The organism is Spirosoma jeollabukense (assembly GCF_054777855.1).
This window is the reverse complement of sequence record NZ_BAAHAD010000019.1, coordinates 1-16,756: the sequence shown is the minus strand read 5'-3', so window position 1 is coordinate 16,756 and position 16,756 is coordinate 1. Positions and strand designations below refer to the sequence as shown.

The 16,756-nt window shown below is 50.1% G+C and carries 10 protein-coding genes and 1 tRNA gene; 3 read left to right on the top strand and 8 right to left on the bottom strand.

Annotated elements, in window-relative coordinates; genetic code table 11:
- Positions 1-10 precede the first annotated feature (10 nt).
- Positions 11-2,176 (top strand): plastocyanin/azurin family copper-binding protein, encoded by a 2,166-nt coding sequence (locus tag ACYVEA_RS33010; protein WP_461117642.1) that lies wholly within the window; start codon positions 11-13, stop codon positions 2,174-2,176.
- Between the two features lie 92 nt (positions 2,177-2,268).
- On the opposite strand, the gene ACYVEA_RS33005 is transcribed toward ACYVEA_RS33010, so the two are convergent.
- From ACYVEA_RS33005 to ACYVEA_RS32985, 5 genes are all read right to left on the bottom strand, one after another.
- Positions 2,269-4,611, bottom strand: coding sequence for a mechanosensitive ion channel family protein (locus ACYVEA_RS33005; RefSeq protein WP_461117641.1), 2,343 nt, complete (start codon positions 4,609-4,611; stop codon positions 2,269-2,271).
- A 282-nt stretch (positions 4,612-4,893) separates the two neighbouring features.
- Entirely contained in the window at positions 4,894-5,694 is an 801-nt protein-coding gene (locus tag ACYVEA_RS33000) for an inositol monophosphatase family protein (RefSeq protein ID WP_461117640.1), read from the bottom strand.
- Positions 5,695-5,800: 106 nt separating this feature from the next.
- Positions 5,801-9,424, bottom strand: a complete 3,624-nt coding sequence (locus ACYVEA_RS32995; protein WP_461117639.1) for an ABC transporter permease/M1 family aminopeptidase — start codon at positions 9,422-9,424, stop codon at positions 5,801-5,803.
- Between the two features lie 44 nt (positions 9,425-9,468).
- Positions 9,469-10,353 (bottom strand): ABC transporter ATP-binding protein, encoded by an 885-nt coding sequence (locus ACYVEA_RS32990; RefSeq protein WP_461117638.1) that lies wholly within the window; start codon positions 10,351-10,353, stop codon positions 9,469-9,471.
- 203 nt (positions 10,354-10,556) lie between these two features.
- Entirely contained in the window at positions 10,557-11,288 is a 732-nt protein-coding gene (locus tag ACYVEA_RS32985) for a 3-keto-disaccharide hydrolase (protein WP_461117637.1), read from the bottom strand.
- A 144-nt stretch (positions 11,289-11,432) separates the two neighbouring features.
- Here ACYVEA_RS32985 and ACYVEA_RS32980 point away from each other — a divergent pair, with 144 nt between their 5' ends.
- On the top strand, positions 11,433-11,903 hold the full coding sequence (locus tag ACYVEA_RS32980; RefSeq protein ID WP_461117636.1) for an FKBP-type peptidyl-prolyl cis-trans isomerase: 471 nt from the start codon (positions 11,433-11,435) through the stop codon (positions 11,901-11,903).
- Between the two features lie 103 nt (positions 11,904-12,006).
- Here the strand turns inward: ACYVEA_RS32980 and msrA are convergent, their stop codons facing one another.
- The 3 genes from msrA to purL all read right to left on the bottom strand — a co-directional run bounded on the left by msrA (position 12,007) and on the right by purL (position 16,144).
- Complete coding sequence (gene msrA / locus ACYVEA_RS32975) at positions 12,007-12,513, bottom strand: peptide-methionine (S)-S-oxide reductase MsrA (protein ID WP_461117635.1); 507 nt, start codon at positions 12,511-12,513, stop codon at positions 12,007-12,009.
- A 110-nt stretch (positions 12,514-12,623) separates the two neighbouring features.
- Entirely contained in the window at positions 12,624-13,667 is a 1,044-nt protein-coding gene (locus ACYVEA_RS32970) for an Atu2307/SP_0267 family LLM class monooxygenase (RefSeq protein WP_461117634.1), read from the bottom strand.
- A 218-nt stretch (positions 13,668-13,885) separates the two neighbouring features.
- Positions 13,886-16,144: a phosphoribosylformylglycinamidine synthase subunit PurL gene (gene purL / locus ACYVEA_RS32965; protein ID WP_461117633.1), complete on the bottom strand. Its 2,259-nt coding sequence runs from the start codon at positions 16,142-16,144 to the stop codon at positions 13,886-13,888.
- 177 nt (positions 16,145-16,321) lie between these two features.
- Between purL and ACYVEA_RS32960 the strand changes: the two genes are divergently transcribed.
- Positions 16,322-16,406 (top strand) — tRNA-Ser (locus tag ACYVEA_RS32960).
- Positions 16,407-16,756 lie beyond the last annotated feature (350 nt).

Genomic DNA, 16,756 nt, shown 5'->3' with positions numbered 1-16,756 from the left:
AAATACCCTCATGAACGTATCTCATCAATCAATAAATCGGCTGGCTATAGCGGCTCTCGTCGCTACCAGTCTGACCTGTTTTAGTACGTTGCCCACGTTTGCGCAAATCCAGTCGAAAGACGGAAAGCCAGTTAGTTCCAGCAGCAAACAGCTAGCCCCGGCTCCAAAAGGACTAGCCAAACCAGAAGTTGATCCTGAAAAAGAAGAGGACTTCTATAAGCTGATTTCGCTGCCCGTTCCCGAAGACATCATTCTGGAAGTGGGGGGTATGGCTACGTTGCCCGATGGTAGCCTGGCCGTTTGTACGCGCCGGGGCGAAGTATGGCTGGTATCGAATCCGTCGATAAGCGGCACGGAAAGACCGGTTTACAAACGATTTGCGTCTGGCTTGCATGAGCCTCTCGGGTTGACTTATAAAGACGGCGATATTTATGTCACCCAACGTAGTGAAGTAACACGACTGCGCGATACCGACGGCGATCAAAAAGCGGACTCGTACGACAAAGTATACTCCTGGCCGCTATCGGGCAATTATCATGAGTATTCCTATGGCCCAACGTTCTTGCCAAACGGCAATATGCTGGTTACCCTGAACGTGGGCTGGAGCAATAGCCTGGGCCATGGCGTGAGTCTGGTGCCCTGGCGCGGCTGGACGCTGGAATTAACACCCGATGGCAAAATGACGCCGTTCGCGGCTGGCATGCGCTCGCCCGCTGGCTACGGTTTCAACGCAGCCGGCGATTACTTCTACACCGAAAACCAGGGCGACTGGGTTGGCTCGGGCCGTATTTCGCAGGTAGAAAAAGGTGATTTTCTCGGAAACGCCGAAAGTCTTCGCTGGACGGGTATGCCCGGCTCGCCATTAACCATCAAACCGCAGGACGTACCCAATACGGGCGAACCGCTCTACGACGTAGCAAAGCGGTTTACGGCACTGAAAGCACCCGCCGTCTGGTTGCCACACGGTATTCTGGGTATCTCGACATCGGGCTTATTGACCGATAATACCGCCGGAAAATTCGGCCCGTTTGCTAATCAGATGTTTATTGGAGATCAGGGCCAAAGTATCCTCTCGCGCGTTGATCTGGAGAAGGTCAAGGGCAAATATCAGGGCGTAGTATTCCCGTTTCGGGAAGGTTTTTCGTCGGGCGTGCTCCGTATGGTTTGGGGGCATGATGCCTCCATGTTCGTAGGTATGACCAGCCGGGGCTGGTCGTCGACGGGTAAAGAATTGTTTAGTTTGCAACGTCTTGTCTGGACGGGAAAGACGCCGTTCGAGATGAAGACGATCCACGCGATGCCGGATGGTTTTGAAATCGAATTTACAGCTCCCGTCGATCAGGAACTGGCCGCCGATCCTGCATCTTATAAAGTAACGGGCTTCAATTACAAATACCACGCGACCTATGGCAGCCCGGTTATTAATCGGGGTGGCTGCCCAATCCGTGGTGTCGTTGTGTCGAAAGATGGCATGAAAGCACGGTTGGTAGTTGACAGCCTGCGACTGGGTTATATTCATGAAATCACGACGAATGGCGTGAAGTCGGCTAATGGAAGAGCTTTACTCCATAATGTTGGCTACTATACGCTGAACAATATTCCTGATGGCGAAAAATTAGCCATTGCTGACGTAGCCCCAAAACACGATCACTCGGCAATGGTCATGGCGTCGACATCGACGGCACCGCCCGTACCTACAAAAACAACGGCAACCAAAGGAAAGACAACAAAACCGGCTGCTACAAAAGCGACGGTGAGCAGTACCATGAAACGGGTGACAGAAATGCCCGCTTCCTGGGGCGAACCCGATTATACCATTACGTTAGGAACCAAGCCGGGGCTAAAGTTCACACCCGAGCAGTTTCAGGTAAAAGCGGGCAGCAAGGTGCGGGTTGTCTTCAATAATGAGGATGATATGCTGCATAACTTCGTTGTTGTAGCGCCCGGTTCCGCCATTCAGGTTGGCGAGCTGGCCATGAAATTAGGCCTTGAAGGACAGGAGAAAAACTATATTCCGCAGTCAGACAAGGTGCTGCACCACACCAATCTGCTTCAGCCGAACACCAACGAAACCATCTATTTCATTGCCCCGTCAACACCCGGCGACTACATGTACGAATGCTCGGTACCGGGCCACTTCTACATCATGCAAGGCACAATGAAGGTGGTGAAGTAATATATTTTGTCATCCCGACTGCACCGGCAGTGCAGTCGGGATCGTTTGTTTTGATATATTTTTTATCTTTTATACGGCAGCCAGCAGAAACGCTAAACCAGTTTAATGGATGCCGCTTTGAAAGCCGCTAATAATCGCTGGAGCAGTTGACTCTTGAGACTGACTTCGGTATAAATATTGCTTATCCATACCACTACTTTCAGTTCGACAGCATCAGCGCCAATAGCAGTGACGACAATTTCCGGCGGTCTGTTTTTTAAGGCTCCGTCCAGTTGATCTACTTCACGGATTATAATAGCCTGGATTGTCTGAAGGTCTGTTTCAGCGCTCACTTTCAGGGTCAGTTCCGTTTTCAGGTACGAGTCACTGGATGTCCAGTTCACTAATCGATTCGACAGTAAATCACCGTTCGGAATAATGACTTCCGAACCCTGGGAGGTTATCATGCGACTGGCCCGAATACCAATGTCGCGGATACGGCCTTTTTTGTCGGCCAGTTCCACGTAGTCGCCAATCTGGAACGGTCGTTCAAAAATCAGAATGATTCCCGATACAAAATTGCTGACAATGTTCTGCATCCCTAAGCCTATACCGACGCTCAGCGCGCCCAGTACCACCGTAAACTTATCGATGGAAATACCCGAAGCGGCAACGGCCAGCAGAACCCCGGCGATAACAATAACCAGTCGTACTAACGCCAGGATTGAGCTTACCTGTTCAGTCGATCCGCTCGCCGTTGGAAGCTGGCTCTCGCCAAAGAATAGCCCTATGTTTTTTTGCAACAGGCTTGACAGATAAATAATCACCGAAAACGACACTACGTTGCCCAGCGTGAAAGCAAGACTACCGAACGAACGAGGCTTGGTGAGGATATGAATCACTATGTTAAAGACAACATCGACGATTCCCACATTTATAAAAAACACCAGCAGCCATAAGCCAACGGCGACGACGCTGAGCCCCTTTTTGAAGGAGGACCGTATATGACTGACATTCAGGCGGGAAAAGAACCCGGTTGTGCCAGCGCTTATTTTTATCTGAAGTTCCAAAGCTTCCAGCACGACCACCATAAATAGGCTTAAGCCTGTCAGTTGAATCAATCCGATAACGGCCGTGATACTCACAGTTTTGGCTAAGCTGATTCGCCCAAAAATATTTAAGACAATGGCCAGCCCCATCAATAAAAGGTAAAGCACACGTACTGCCCGAACAATACGCGTGCTGATGTGCTGCCGTGGCAATCGGTCAGTAAAGACAAGGCCGATGTACAAAAAGCCGGCATTCAAGGCGATTAGCCCCAGCCGCATAAGGGCAGAATCGCCAACAATAGCGTTGGTTAAAATGAGTAGTACGTACATCGTTCCGGTAAGTACCCACATGCGTCTGTCCTGCGTAGAGAACTTCGGCCACAGGTGAAGGGTGAGCACCAGAAATAGCAAAGACTGGGTAATTTCGATGTATATGGAGGGCGATTGGGGCTCAAACAGGGGTGTCAGGTTGAGCAGCACAATCAGCGTAGCCACGATCGGTACGGGCCGTAGGTTTTCGAGCCGGAACGGGGCTATTTTTTGCTGTAGGTCAGGGTCTCGCGCTTTTTTGTAGTTAGTAAATACCCAGACAAAATAGAGGACCGCCAGCATGACTAACAGAAACCGATTGTCCCAGGTAGAGGCAAAAAAGTATTTAAGGATTTTATCCTGCCCCTGATAACTCGATTTGAGAAGTAGCCCCAGATTGTCGGCCGAAACCGCCATGGGCGCTTCCCATAAATAAGGTGATTCTTTCTGCAGGGCATTTTCCGTTGACTTCTGTAGCCGCTCATTAAGCGTCGTCTGCAGGTTACTGACGGTTAAATACGTACCGGATACATCGGCCAGCAATCGGCTTACCGTATCCAGCCGGGCACTGGTGCGGGTACCCGCATCCTGTAGTTGAAATTTCAGCCCAACTAACTGATCGGAGTAGAGTTTCTTTTCGGTCGTATCATTCCCCGCGACGGTCAGTAATGAGTCCGTACTTAGCGCAAGTACCTGATCCAGATTAGTTTGCAGATCGTTGTTCGTTCTGGAAAGTATCGTTCGCCAGTCGGCCAGTTTTTTCAGGGCATCATTCAGAATCAGGTTATAGTTGGATAAGCTCTTTGGTTCAACCGATTTTCCGTGTGCGCGCAAATCCGCGGAAACGGGTGCTACGTTGGTTTTCACCTCCGACAAACCAGCCCGTATGCGGGCAAGACCATACCTTTTCTTATCATCCGACTTGATCTGGGTGATAACCGACTGTGCTTTTTGTATTTTGAATAATAAGGTATCCGGAATGGTCTGGGCTGCCGACTTATCCGTCGTTCGGGTGGTATCCTGCGCCATTGACGGCAACAGAGCCGTAAAAAAGAGAAAGCTAATCAGTAGGGCATTAACGCTGGCTTTAACAAACATGAAGACGTAAACGATTTTATTCACACATAACATGACTTTTCAGGTGTAAATACCCGAAAGTCATGTGCCTTTTAGTAAGGCAATCCGTACCAAATGAATAATAGGTCAACCGCCACGTAGCGCGATTGTTAGTTTACGTCTCCAGAAACTGGACAAGCGGGAGTTGTTTTTAACACAGACCAGGCCGTCGAAAGGGATGCATGGAGAAAAAAAGGAGATACACAGAGTTTTTATTATTTCTCCGTCTATCTCCTTTTAACTCCCTGATCCTCCGAGCTATAACTATTTCCAATATTCCTGAATGACTTTTATCAGTTCGGGGTGGATACCGCAGGCGGCTACTACGTCGCCCCGAAAGAGAAATTCATCGCCCCCTTCGAAGTCGGTTACAATACCTCCGGCTTCGCGAACAAGCAATACACCTGCGGCCATGTCCCAGGAGTTGAGGTTATATTCATAAAAAGCTTCAAATCGCCCGCAGGCTACGTAGGACAGATCAATCGCGGCCGACCCCATCCGGCGCAATCCGTGTGTCTCCTTCATCAAGGACTCCAGAATGTGCAGGTAGGATGGCATTTTGTCAAAGCTATAATACGGGAATCCCGTAGAAATCAGGCTTTCACCGAGCTGCGTTGCGGTCGATGCGTGAATGGCCGTCTCATTGCAATGGGCGCCCCCACCCTGCCAGGCGGAAAAACATTCGTCTCGGTTGGGGTCGTAAATCACACCAGCAATTGGCGTTTTGCCCTCCACCAGGCCAATACTAACTGAAAATACCGGTAAGCCGTGAATGAAATTTGTTGTCCCATCGAGCGGATCAATGATCCAGTTCAGGGCATTTTGGTCAGCTTCCTGCCCGGTTGTCCCCTCTTCGGTAATGAAACCGGCTTCGGTAAGCAGCTTGCTGAGCTTCTCCACCAGTTGCTTCTCCGTTTCTTTATCTACGTAGGACACCAGATTATTGAGGCCCTTGTATTCAATTGCATCGCGCTGAAACCGGCTACGTTCCTGAAGTAAAAACGCCCCGGCATCGGTGGCAATCGTAGCAATCTCGCGCGTGAGGGCGGCTAAATCCTTTGTCATACTGCTCGTTTCGTTTACCCTTAAACAATCGGGTAAAGACTCATTTTGTTCCGAAAAACTTAATTTCTGGCAGGGGTTTGAACCGCTTGGACGCCCCCGCCAGACATTACAAATTACTTATCCGCTTAAGGTTATCATCCGGCACCCGATCTACAAGGAAATTGATAGGGTCAATACCGGCCTCAAAGGGTTCCTGCTTCACCACAAACGTATATTTACCGTTCTTCTGCCGCATTCGCTCGCGCCGAACCGCGAGAAGCTTACCCTGCTTTTTGCCTTCCGCTGGTTTGCCATATACCCCTACGTCGATCAGATCGTTGAGTTTCGTTGGCGTTTCGCGGCCGAGCGAGTCTGCATAGAACTTCTCGGCCTGCACCTCCACCGTTACGTCATATTGCCCATCGGCTCGTTTTTTCGCCGACGCCGACGTAGCACGGTTATTAAAGATCGTGATCCGCTCAAATTGATCAGTGATGACCGACTGCAACGAATCGGGTGTCTGCTGACGGAACAAGTCCACCATAGTGTAGGAAACCGGGTACGGTGGTTGTTGGTAGGCGTACTGGCTAACCATTGTTTGCAGTGCCTTGTTGACAGCCGCTTCGCCAATCAGTTCTTTCAAATAATACATTACCGCACTTCCCTTGTTGTAGTGGATATAGCCCTGATTCTCAACCCGTTCGAGCGGAACTTCTTTGAGCGACTCGGTCCCCCGCGCCGACAGGTATCGATCCATTTCAAACTTCAGGAAGCGCTTCATGCGGCTTTTGTCATACGCTTTTTCCATTACCATCAGGGCTGAATACTGCGCCTGCGTTTCCGACAACATGGTAGCTCCCTGCATATACGCGCCAACGACCTGGTGCGCCCACCACTGGTGACCCATCTCGTGGGCGACCACGTACTTGACCATGTCGATATCTTCCTCGGGGTCGATTCGGGAAATGAACCCAATACTCTCCGAATAGGGCATCGTACCCGGAAATGCCTGGGCAAAACTGGCGTAACGTGGAAACTCAATAATTCGGGCCTGCTTGTGGTAGTATGGCCCAAAGTGCTCGGTATAATAGGCCAATGATCCTTTGACCGACTCAAGCATATCGCGGACGTTGTAAGGGTGCTTTTTATCGTAATACACCTCTACATCAATGCCGTTCCACTTTTCGCGGGCCACTTCATATTTCGCCGAAATAAATGAGTAAAAGTTAAGCGATTGATGATCAAGCTTGTAATGAAAATACCGCCGGGGCTGCTTGTCCGGTCCATCCTGCCGCCACTCTTTCAGCAACGAACCCGGGGCCACGGCAATCTGGTCGGGTGAAGTGCTGATAATCGTTTCGACCGACACCCAGTCGGAGTTGTTGCTGAGGTACGTATCCATGCAGTCGCCGGTGCAGTTGCGTTCAAGTTTTGGCATCCGGGCTTTTTCGGGCAAACCATATTTCTTGCGGTCGTTCTTGTCGCTGAGTTCGCCCTGCTCCTGGTAGCCAATTTGTGGAGCGATGTCGAAGTTGTCGAAGAAGGAGCCGTTCTGATTGGCCTGTTTGGTATACTGGACCTCATTCTCAAAGCCGCGGGTCTGTTTTTTGGTTGTGAAATGCAGATGCAGTGAATCGCCGGGAGCCAGCGCGGGGCTTACTTTGTAGATTCGGTATTGCAGCAGCGAATCGTTCGTCGCCAACGTAGCCCGATCTAGTTTAAGTGTAAAATCAAGACGGTTCGGCAGCACAATATGCACGGAATCAATTGGTTTTGTGGCCTTATTCACCAATACATAATCGCCATTCACCACCAGATTTCGTTCTTCGGGATAGACCTCAATGTTGTATTTTACATTGGCGACCCGTGGTTGTTCCCGATGTTGGTAGCGTTTGTATTTCTGTTCGTAAGCTACCTGTTGCTTTTCCTTAACCTTGGTCGTTTCGTAGTGATTGAGGACTTTCGTATTGTAGAAAATAAATCCACCCACCAGCACCAGTGCCACGGCCAGCCCCCCAACCATCAGGCGCTGTCCCTGCAGCGCCTGCCCCGCCGACCGAAGCCGGTTGGGCCATGCGGTATCTTTTCCCCGTACCCAGAACAAAACTGCCACCAGACCCAGCGTTATCGCCCACAATGACCAGTACACGCGAAACCACGTTATTGAGGCCACATACGGTCCCCATTCATTCATATCGGAGTATTGGTAATTAGGCGACGCGTTGAATTGCACCAGATTACTCTGCACATCCAGGGGCGTCCAGACGTAGGCATTCGCAATCAGAAGGGCCACGACCGCGAAAAACGCCACGTACTTATTGTTAACCAGCGTATGGACCAGCATCGACAGGACAATAATGGGCGCGTAACGTAGCAGGTCGATCACCAGAAACTCCATCACATACTGCCCTATGCCAACGTCAGTAAAGCCCATCAGCGCCTGCGTTGTCAAACCTGCCACCATACACATAACCTGAATAATGGCCACAATGCCCATCATGGCAATGAACTTCCCGACGAAAACGCTCCAGTTCCGGTGCGGCATCGCATCGTAAATCTGGTCCAGGTCGGCATCACGTTCTTTCCAGATCAGCGCACCGGAGTAGAAAATAATAATAGCGAACAGAAACAGCGAAATCGTCCCGTGAATGAGCTGAATAACCTGATACGTAACGGGATACGAACTTAGTCCGTAAAACCTCCCGGCGTATTGCAGCGAAAAACCCATATTGAGCAACCCCGCGAACAGAATCACAATGAAAGCCGTCCCCTTGACAGTGCCCCAGAAATCGGTCCTGAAAACCCGGAACATCTGTGTCCACTGTGCCGACAACCCGTGGTTTATCTGTACGCGGGGCAACGTTTGCAGCGGCACAAATACGGCTTTTCCGGCGGCATCATCGACGGCGTTATCCCGCCGTTTTCGCAGTTTTCTGACCTTCTCTTCAAACGAAAACCGAACATACGTAACAACCAGCACCAGCAACCCAACTCCCACCCAGATAGCCCGATTTAACAGCTCCAGCCCATCAGCCAGGCTCACCGAGCGGGTATTTTTTTCACTGACCGTCCAGTATTTGGTAATCAGTTGAAAGGGCCCCACACCCAGGGCGTCAAAGTAGACGGCAAGGTGTTCATTCTCAACATCGCTCAGAAACGTTCCGGCAATGAGCTGCGCGACCAGCAGGACGATCGCCCCAAGAAAGGCCGTGATAGAGGAACGCGTCAGAGCAGCCAGCATAAAAATGAAAGCGCCCGAAAGAAACGTATTTGGAATGGCGAAAATCAGAAAGCTGTTCAGGTGTGCCAGCCAGTCGATCGGGCCATAGCGATCGGCATCAGTAGCGCCCGTTATCTGCCCGAACCAGGAGCCAAAAATGATGCCAATCGAAATACCTAGAAAGGGAATAAGGGACACCAGAAAAGAGCCGAAAAATCGCCCGGCCAGGTAGTCAATTTTGCGGATCGGCGAGGCAAAAACTATTTGGTTCGTCTTGTACGTAAAGTCGCGAATGGCCGCGCTTTGCACAAAAGCGGTGGTCATCAGCAGCGCAAAAACGCACCAGATAGCGTATTGATTCTGAATAACATAGGGCGCATTCTTGTAAATATTTCCGAACGTACCGCCAATAGTGAGGTCGTCGGATGCGGATGCCCAGGTGAACAGCAGGACGTTAACCAGCAGAAAAACGTACACCATCGGTTGCCGTAACCAATAGCGAATTTCAAAGGTAAATATGTGTCGAAACATAGTGATTGTGGCTAGGAGTGAATGATTTTAGAGCCGCTTATCCGTTACTTACTCACCACGGTTCCGGCCTCAATCGTGGAAAAGAAAACGTCCTCCAGGTCAGCACGCGCGGGCTGGAACCCTTCTCCGGGATCGAGTTCACTCAGAATGTGAACGAGTGGTTTTCCCGCCACAAGTTTGTTGGAAATCACATTGTAGCGTTGCTGATACGTTGCCAGTTCACTTTTGGGAATCGATTTTTCCCAGATTTTACCTTCGAGTTTTGTCACAGAAGCCTGCGGTGAGCCACTATACAGCACCTGCCCTTTGTGAATAATCGCCATGTTGTTGCACAGCTCCATTACGTCCTGAACAATGTGCGTAGACAGAATGACGATGACATTCTCGCCAATTTCCGACAACAGGTTATAAAATCGGTTGCGTTCGCCGGGATCGAGACCCGCCGTCGGCTCATCCACAATAATAAGTTTGGGGTTGCCGATAAGGGCCTGTGCAATGCCAAATCGCTGTTTCATACCACCGGAATAACTACTGACGGCTTTTTTGCGGACATCGTGGAGATTAACCCGATGCAGCAGCGCTTCGACTAATTCCTTACGCTCGCGGCCATTTGTTATGCCTTTCAGGATGGCAAAGTGATCGAGCAGATCGGTTGCCGACACCTTGGGATAGACCCCAAATTCCTGCGGCAGGTAACCCAGCACCCGCCGAACGGCATCTTTCTGATTCAGTACGTCGAGATCGTCCAGCATCACATGGCCCCGGTCGGCGTCCTGTAACGTAGCGAGTGTGCGCATGAGCGTCGATTTACCCGCCCCATTCTGGCCTAACAGCCCATACATGCCCATTGGGATGGTGAGTGATACGTCATCTAGGGCTTTGACGCCGTTGGGATACGTTTTTGATAAGTGCTGGATACTCAGTTGCATTGTGAATTGATTAGGTGGTTGGAGATAAATTTGGCAGATTACTTAACCGATGACTTCTCAGGGTCTTTGGTTGTAAGGAAATAGGGCATTAAGAACTTTTAGGAAACACAATTTTAAACACAGAGCCACAGAGAACACAGAGTTTTAAATTGCTACTATTAGGTTTTAAAACTCTGTGTTCTCTGTGGCTCTGTGTTTAAAATCTATTTTTTAGAAAGCGGCTTTACAGCAACTTCTTTAAAATAAACCACATCGTGATCGCCGTGATTTTGTAGCCCAATATAGCCAGAATTAGGTCGTAGACCGTGATAAGGCTCAAAATCAAATTTACGCGGAGCGACCGGGTCGCCTTCTGTGTAATCTGTCACTTTCACCCCATTGACGTAAACAATGGTACGGGGGCCATCCAGCGTAATCTCCATCGTGTTCCATTGCGGACCGGGCTTGCCGGGCTTTGCCAGCGGTTTGGTCAATGAATACAGCGTACCCGTTATGTGATAGTCATCCTCTTTGGACGTTTCGGGATGGTTGTCAATCTGCACTTCATAGCCATAATAAACCGGCATCCACTGCTCAAACGGCTCGATGGGTACCCGAATGAAGACGCCTGAATTGCTATTTTCTTTCTGCATTCGATACACTACCCGAATGGTGCAGTTGCCAAACTTTTCCTTTGTCCAGTACAGCAGCCCCAGACCACCGTGCCCACGAATCAGGCCCTTTTCTATCGACATACTTCCTTTACCCACATGCTTCCAGCCATTCAGATCCTTTCCATTAAAAAGTTGTCGCCAACCTGTGTTATCGCTGCTTTTCGGTTGCTGAGCTATACCTGAAGATGCAGCCAAAGCGGCCAGGGGGCTGGCCTGACCATTGCCAATGATAAAAAAGAAGCTGAGGATTGCCAGCCAGTTTCTGGCGAGTAGGTGTTTCATGGTAAGTGATTAAAGAAGTGGCAATTAGCGTTTTCCAGGCGGTCAACTTGTAAGGCAGTGACGATGCCTGATTGAAGCCGATCTGTAACGTAGCAAAGTCGTATTCAATAAAAATAAGTAGCTTCGCCAGGTAAGCTACTGATGATGAAAAAATTTCCATTTGCGCTTCTGTTCTGTGCGCTGATAGTGGGCGGTTGTGGGCAGGATGCCCCCTGCACCCAGACCACCGTCACCACGGCCGCGCCCGAAAGTGAGGTCACTACGTTAAAACAGTATATTGAGGCAAACCACATTCCGGCTAAAGCCGACAAACGGGGGTTTTACTACGTTATCCAATCACCGGGGAAAGGCGCGAAACCAACCGCCTGCGATAACGTAACGGTCAACTACAGCGGAAAACTGACCAACGGAAAAGTCTTTGATAGTGCTTCGGGGATAAGCTTTGGCCTGAATCAACTGATTGTGGGCTGGCAGGAAGGTATCCCGCTTGTGGCACCCGGTGGTAGCATTACGCTATACCTTCCGCCTAGTCTGGCCTACGGTTCGCAGGAGCAGAACGAAATTCCGGCCAACTCCATACTGATTTTCACAATTGACCTGGTCGGTATTAACTAGCGCCAGGAGCTGATAGGTCTGGAAAGCATACGCCCAAACGAACGGTTAAGTAAGTTTGGGCGTACGGGCATCAGTTTCTGTAAATTGGCAATCTAAGTAGCGCCTACTGATTGGCGTGTTCAGCCAGTTGCCATTCTGGCCTGATGTAGTGGCAGGTATAGCCATACGGATGCTTCTGCAGATAATCCTGATGTTCTTCCTCAGCATCCCAGAAATCCGACGCGGGCACAACTTCGGTTACGATCGGCCCCGGCCAGATGCCCGAAGCTTCCATTTCCGAGATCAATTCTTCGGCGGTTGTTTTCTGGTTTTCATCCAGATAAAAAATCGCGGAACGGTATGACGTACCAATATCGTTGCCCTGCCGGTTGCGCGTTGTCGGATTATGGATCTGAAAGAAAAATTCCAGCAACTTACGGTACGACAATTGGTCGGCGTCAAACGTGATTTTGATCCCTTCGGCATGGCTACCGTGATTACGATACGTAGCATTGCGGACATCGCCACCTGTATAACCAACCCGTGTCGACGTTACACCCGGATAACTGCGGAAAAGTTCTTCTACTCCCCAAAAACAACCTCCAGCCAGAATTGCAGTTTCAATATTCATATACTTCTTTATTTAGTAAACCCAGTGAATTATTAACTAATACCGGAACAATCAGTTCACCCCGAAGTTCGCTAAACCTTCTACAAACCCCGTGCCATTCTTTCTTCGTGCTACTTAGTGACAAGCGCCAGCTCTTTCCGAATTACCGGCGCTACTTTAGTACCAAACAATTCAATGGCATGGAGCGTCTGCTTGTGCGGAAACTGCTGGCCGCCAATCAGCTGAGCCAGATAACGGGTATTTTTGAACAGCTCATGGAAATGCAAAATCTTGTCGATGATCTGCTGCGGGCTACCCACCGCCAGCGGGCCGTAGTTTCGCATTGACTCAAACTGATCTCGTCCCAGCGGTGCCCAGCCCCGCTCCCGCCCGATCCGGTTCATCATGTCCTGATACGTTGGAAATAACTCATCAGACGCCTGTTGCGCCGAGTCAGCTGCGTAGAAATGGGAATTGATGGCCAGCGGTAACTGACTTACATCGTGACCAGCTTCTTTGGCCGATTGCCGGAACAGATTGACAAATGGCACAAACCGGTCGGGCGAACCGCCCAGCATAGCGAGTGTCATCGGCAGGTTCATTTTTCCCGCCCGAACCGCCGAAGCCGGTGTTCCTCCAACCGCCAGCCAGATGGGAAGAGCTTCCTGATATGGCCGGGGATAGACACCCAGCTTGTTGATACTCGCCCGGTGTTTTCCTTTCCAGCTGACAAATTCCTGTTGATTAATTTTCACCAGCAAGTCCAGCTTCTCCGTAAACAGGTCGTCGTAGTCGGACAGGTCGTAACCAAATAAGGGGAACGATTCAATAAATGACCCACGGCCCGCCATAATCTCCGCCCGGCCATTCGAGATGAGATCCAGCGTGGCGAAATTCTGAAACACCCGTACCGGATCGGCCGAACTCAGCACCGTTACGGAACTGGACAATTTTATATTTTTGGTGATGGTCGCGGCTGCGGCTAAAATCACTTCGGGTGCCGATACCACAAAATCGGGTCGATGGTGTTCGCCCAGGGCAAACACGTCTAATCCTACTTCATCGGCCAATTTTATTTCTTCCAGCAATTGCTGCATCCGCCGATGCGCGTTGACCGCTTTTCCCGCTACGTTGTCGGGGCTTATCTCGCCAAAGCTACTGATACCTAATTCCATGTTCGTCTGCAAAAAAGATGGGACTTTCCTGATTAACTCAAGCCGGACAAGAAGAATTCGAAAAGGTCGAAAATGCAGTAGTAAAGTCCAATTTCGAATTTCAGACTATAACGGAGTCATTTTTGTCCTGCTAAGGACAACTAAACAACCCGGCCGATGATCCACCAATGCATTTGCATTTGGCGGACCATCGGCCGGGTCACTTATGGAGCGTTTTTTTACTTCATTATATTTCCCAACGCGTTGTCGTACAGATCTTTTGCCCCGGCAACGGTTAGAATCTTGGCTCCATCGATGACGAAGTCGCCCGTCGTAACGGTGCCCAGATACTTGAACGGAAGAACGGTATCGTCCAGATAACCTTCTACGTGCTGGCGCTGATCGGGCGACACAGAAATGACAACCCGGCTCTGACTTTCGCCAAACAGGAACGCATCGAGCCGATGCCGATCATCCGTTACAACCTGAAAGCCAACATTTCCCGCCATCGCCGATTCCGCTAACGTAGTAAACAAGCCCCCATCCGACACATCGTGTGCTGACTGAATCCAGCCATTCCGAATCAGGGTTTTAATACCTTCCTGAACCCGCCATTCATCCTCAAAATCGAAAAATGGGGCTGGTGATGCCGTCACCTTCCGATACGAATACAGGTACTCCGACGATGCAATATCATTCGTGGAAGCACCGACCAGGAAGATCAAATCACCTTCATTTTTGAAATTGAGCGTCATGCGGTGCGCCGGATTTTCCATTAACCCCAGCATGCCGATAGTGGGCGTAGGGAACACCGGACCATCGTCGGAGCTCTGGTTGTAGAAACTCACATTCCCGCCCGTCACGGGTGTGCTAAACCGACGACAGGCTTCGCCCATGCCCTGCACGGCCTCCACAAACTGCCAGTAAACTTCCGGTACGTAGGGATTTCCGAAGTTCAGGTTATTGGTCACGGCCAGGGGTTCACCACCAGAGCAAACAATGTTGCGGCAGGCTTCGGCCACGGCGATCATGGCACCCTGACGCGGGTTCGCGTTCACATAGCGGCTGTTGCAGTCAACCGTGATCACAATTGATTTTTCGGTGGCGGGTAAGCCGGGACCTTTCACCCGTACAACAGCCGCGTCCGACGGCGCGTTGGTGCTCCGGTTCGCCGTGCCCACCATCGAATCGTATTGTTCATAGACCCACTTGCGGGAACAGATATTCGGGTGCGCCAGCAGGTGTTCCGCTACGTCCCGAATCTCATCAGCTTCGAGATCGTCCACATCCGATGGATCGAATTTGGCGTATTCCTTAATATAGGCAGGTTCTTTGTAATCGCGGTTGTACTGGGGTGCACCGCCACCCAGCACCAGGTCATAGGCCGGTACGTCGGCCACGAGTTCCCCGTAACGGTAGAAGTGAATCCGGCCCAGGTCGTTTTCGCCGGGAGCTGTCACCTCGCCAATCTGGGCGCAGTTCAAATCCCATTTATCGAAAATGCCCTGAATGATGTGCTCTTTTCCTTTTTCAATGACAACCAGCATCCGCTCCTGCGACTCAGAAAGAAGAATCTCGAACGGGGCCATATTTGGCTGACGCGTGGGTACTTTGTCGAGGTCGATAATCATGCCGTGCTCGCCTTTCGCGCTCATCTCGGAGGTTGAACAGATGATCCCGGCGGCACCCATATCCTGAATACCAATCACATAGCCCGTTTCAATGATTTCCAGCGTCGCTTCGAGCAGGAGTTTTTCCATGAATGGATCACCCACCTGCACGGCGGGCAGCTTGTCGGTCGAAGCGGCCGATATATCTTCCGACGCGAACGTAGCACCGTGGATACCGTCTTTCCCCGTTGCCGAGCCAACAATAAACACCGGGTTCCCGACGCCAAAACTGGTCGCTTTTGCTGATTTACCTACTTCAACAATACCCGCCGAGAACGCGTTGACGAGTGGATTGGTGTTGTAACTCTCATCGAAAAACAGCTCACCGCCCACCGTCGGGATGCCAAACGCATTGCCATAATCGCCGATGCCTTTCACGACGCCCCGCAACAACCGCTTGGTTTTCGCCAGTTCGAGGTTGCCGAAACGTAGTGAGTTCAGTTGTGCAATGGGCCGGGCGCCCATCGTAAAAATATCGCGGTTGATTCCTCCGACGCCCGTTGCCGCGCCCTGATAAGGTTCCAATGCCGAGGGATGGTTGTGCGACTCGATCTTGAATGAGCAGGCCAACCCATCCCCAATGTCAACCAGGCCCGCGTTTTCTTCCCCAGCTTTGGCCAGCATCCGATCGGAGTCGCGGGGCAGGGTTTTGAGCCAGACGATGGAATTTTTATAGGAACAGTGTTCCGACCACATCACCGAGAAGATACTGAGTTCAGTAAAATTCGGGCGACGGCCTAAAATTTCGGCAATGCGGTCAAATTCTTCGGGTAACAGGCCCAGCTTTTGGGCGGTTTCAAGCGAGGGTAGCGATTCGGTAGCGTCCATGTTATCTAATTGTGAATGAGCGAGTGGCAGACGCAGTGACTAGCTGAGACTAGTCTCAGGCACTACGTTTGCGCTTTGCTCATTACTCATTGAATAGGACAAAATTAGGCTTTTTGCGGGAAAGAGGGCGGTCATGGGTTGACAAATCTCCGAACGTTCGTATATTTGCACCCAGAAAGAGAGATGGCAGAGTGGTCGATTGCGTCGGTCTTGAAAACCGAAGACTGTAACAGGTCCGGGGGTTCGAATCCCTCTCTCTCTGCATCAAAAAATTAAAGCACTCATAATCAGCGATTTGAGTGCTTTTTTTATATTAAACTTTTGATGAAATTTATGATTCCTAACATTATCATAATCATTTAATTATCAGACAGTTAAATAAGATTTTAAAAGTTAATATTTAATTGCATCATATAATAATTATGGGAATAATACAATTACCACATAAAATAGAAAAGATTTTAATTCAAAATCCGCAATATCATAGTATAGTCGAAAATACCCTAGATACTTTTAGAGCATGTTGGGAAATCACATTTGGTAATAAGTCTCAATGCGTTGTAACATAATCTGGCTATTAGCCAGATATAGCCAACTGGCCGAAGAAGATAC

Excerpts from the sequence above, each read along its gene's own strand:
- ACYVEA_RS33000 (WP_461117640.1), bottom strand. The coding sequence starts at position 5,694 with ATGACAAAGGATTTAGCCGCCCTCACGCGCGAGATTGCTACGATTGCC.
- purL (WP_461117633.1), bottom strand. The coding sequence starts at position 16,144 with ATGGACGCTACCGAATCGCTACCCTCGCTTGAAACCGCCCAAAAGCTG.
- ACYVEA_RS32970 (WP_461117634.1), bottom strand. The coding sequence starts at position 13,667 with ATGGAATTAGGTATCAGTAGCTTTGGCGAGATAAGCCCCGACAACGTA.
- msrA (WP_461117635.1), bottom strand. The coding sequence starts at position 12,513 with ATGAATATTGAAACTGCAATTCTGGCTGGAGGTTGTTTTTGGGGAGTA.
- ACYVEA_RS32990 (WP_461117638.1), bottom strand. The coding sequence starts at position 10,353 with ATGCAACTGAGTATCCAGCACTTATCAAAAACGTATCCCAACGGCGTC.
- ACYVEA_RS32995 (WP_461117639.1), bottom strand. The coding sequence starts at position 9,424 with ATGTTTCGACACATATTTACCTTTGAAATTCGCTATTGGTTACGGCAA.
- ACYVEA_RS33010 (WP_461117642.1), top strand. The coding sequence starts at position 11 with ATGAACGTATCTCATCAATCAATAAATCGGCTGGCTATAGCGGCTCTC.
- ACYVEA_RS32985 (WP_461117637.1), bottom strand. The coding sequence starts at position 11,288 with ATGAAACACCTACTCGCCAGAAACTGGCTGGCAATCCTCAGCTTCTTT.
- ACYVEA_RS33005 (WP_461117641.1), bottom strand. The coding sequence starts at position 4,611 with ATGTTTGTTAAAGCCAGCGTTAATGCCCTACTGATTAGCTTTCTCTTT.
- ACYVEA_RS32980 (WP_461117636.1), top strand. The coding sequence starts at position 11,433 with ATGAAAAAATTTCCATTTGCGCTTCTGTTCTGTGCGCTGATAGTGGGC.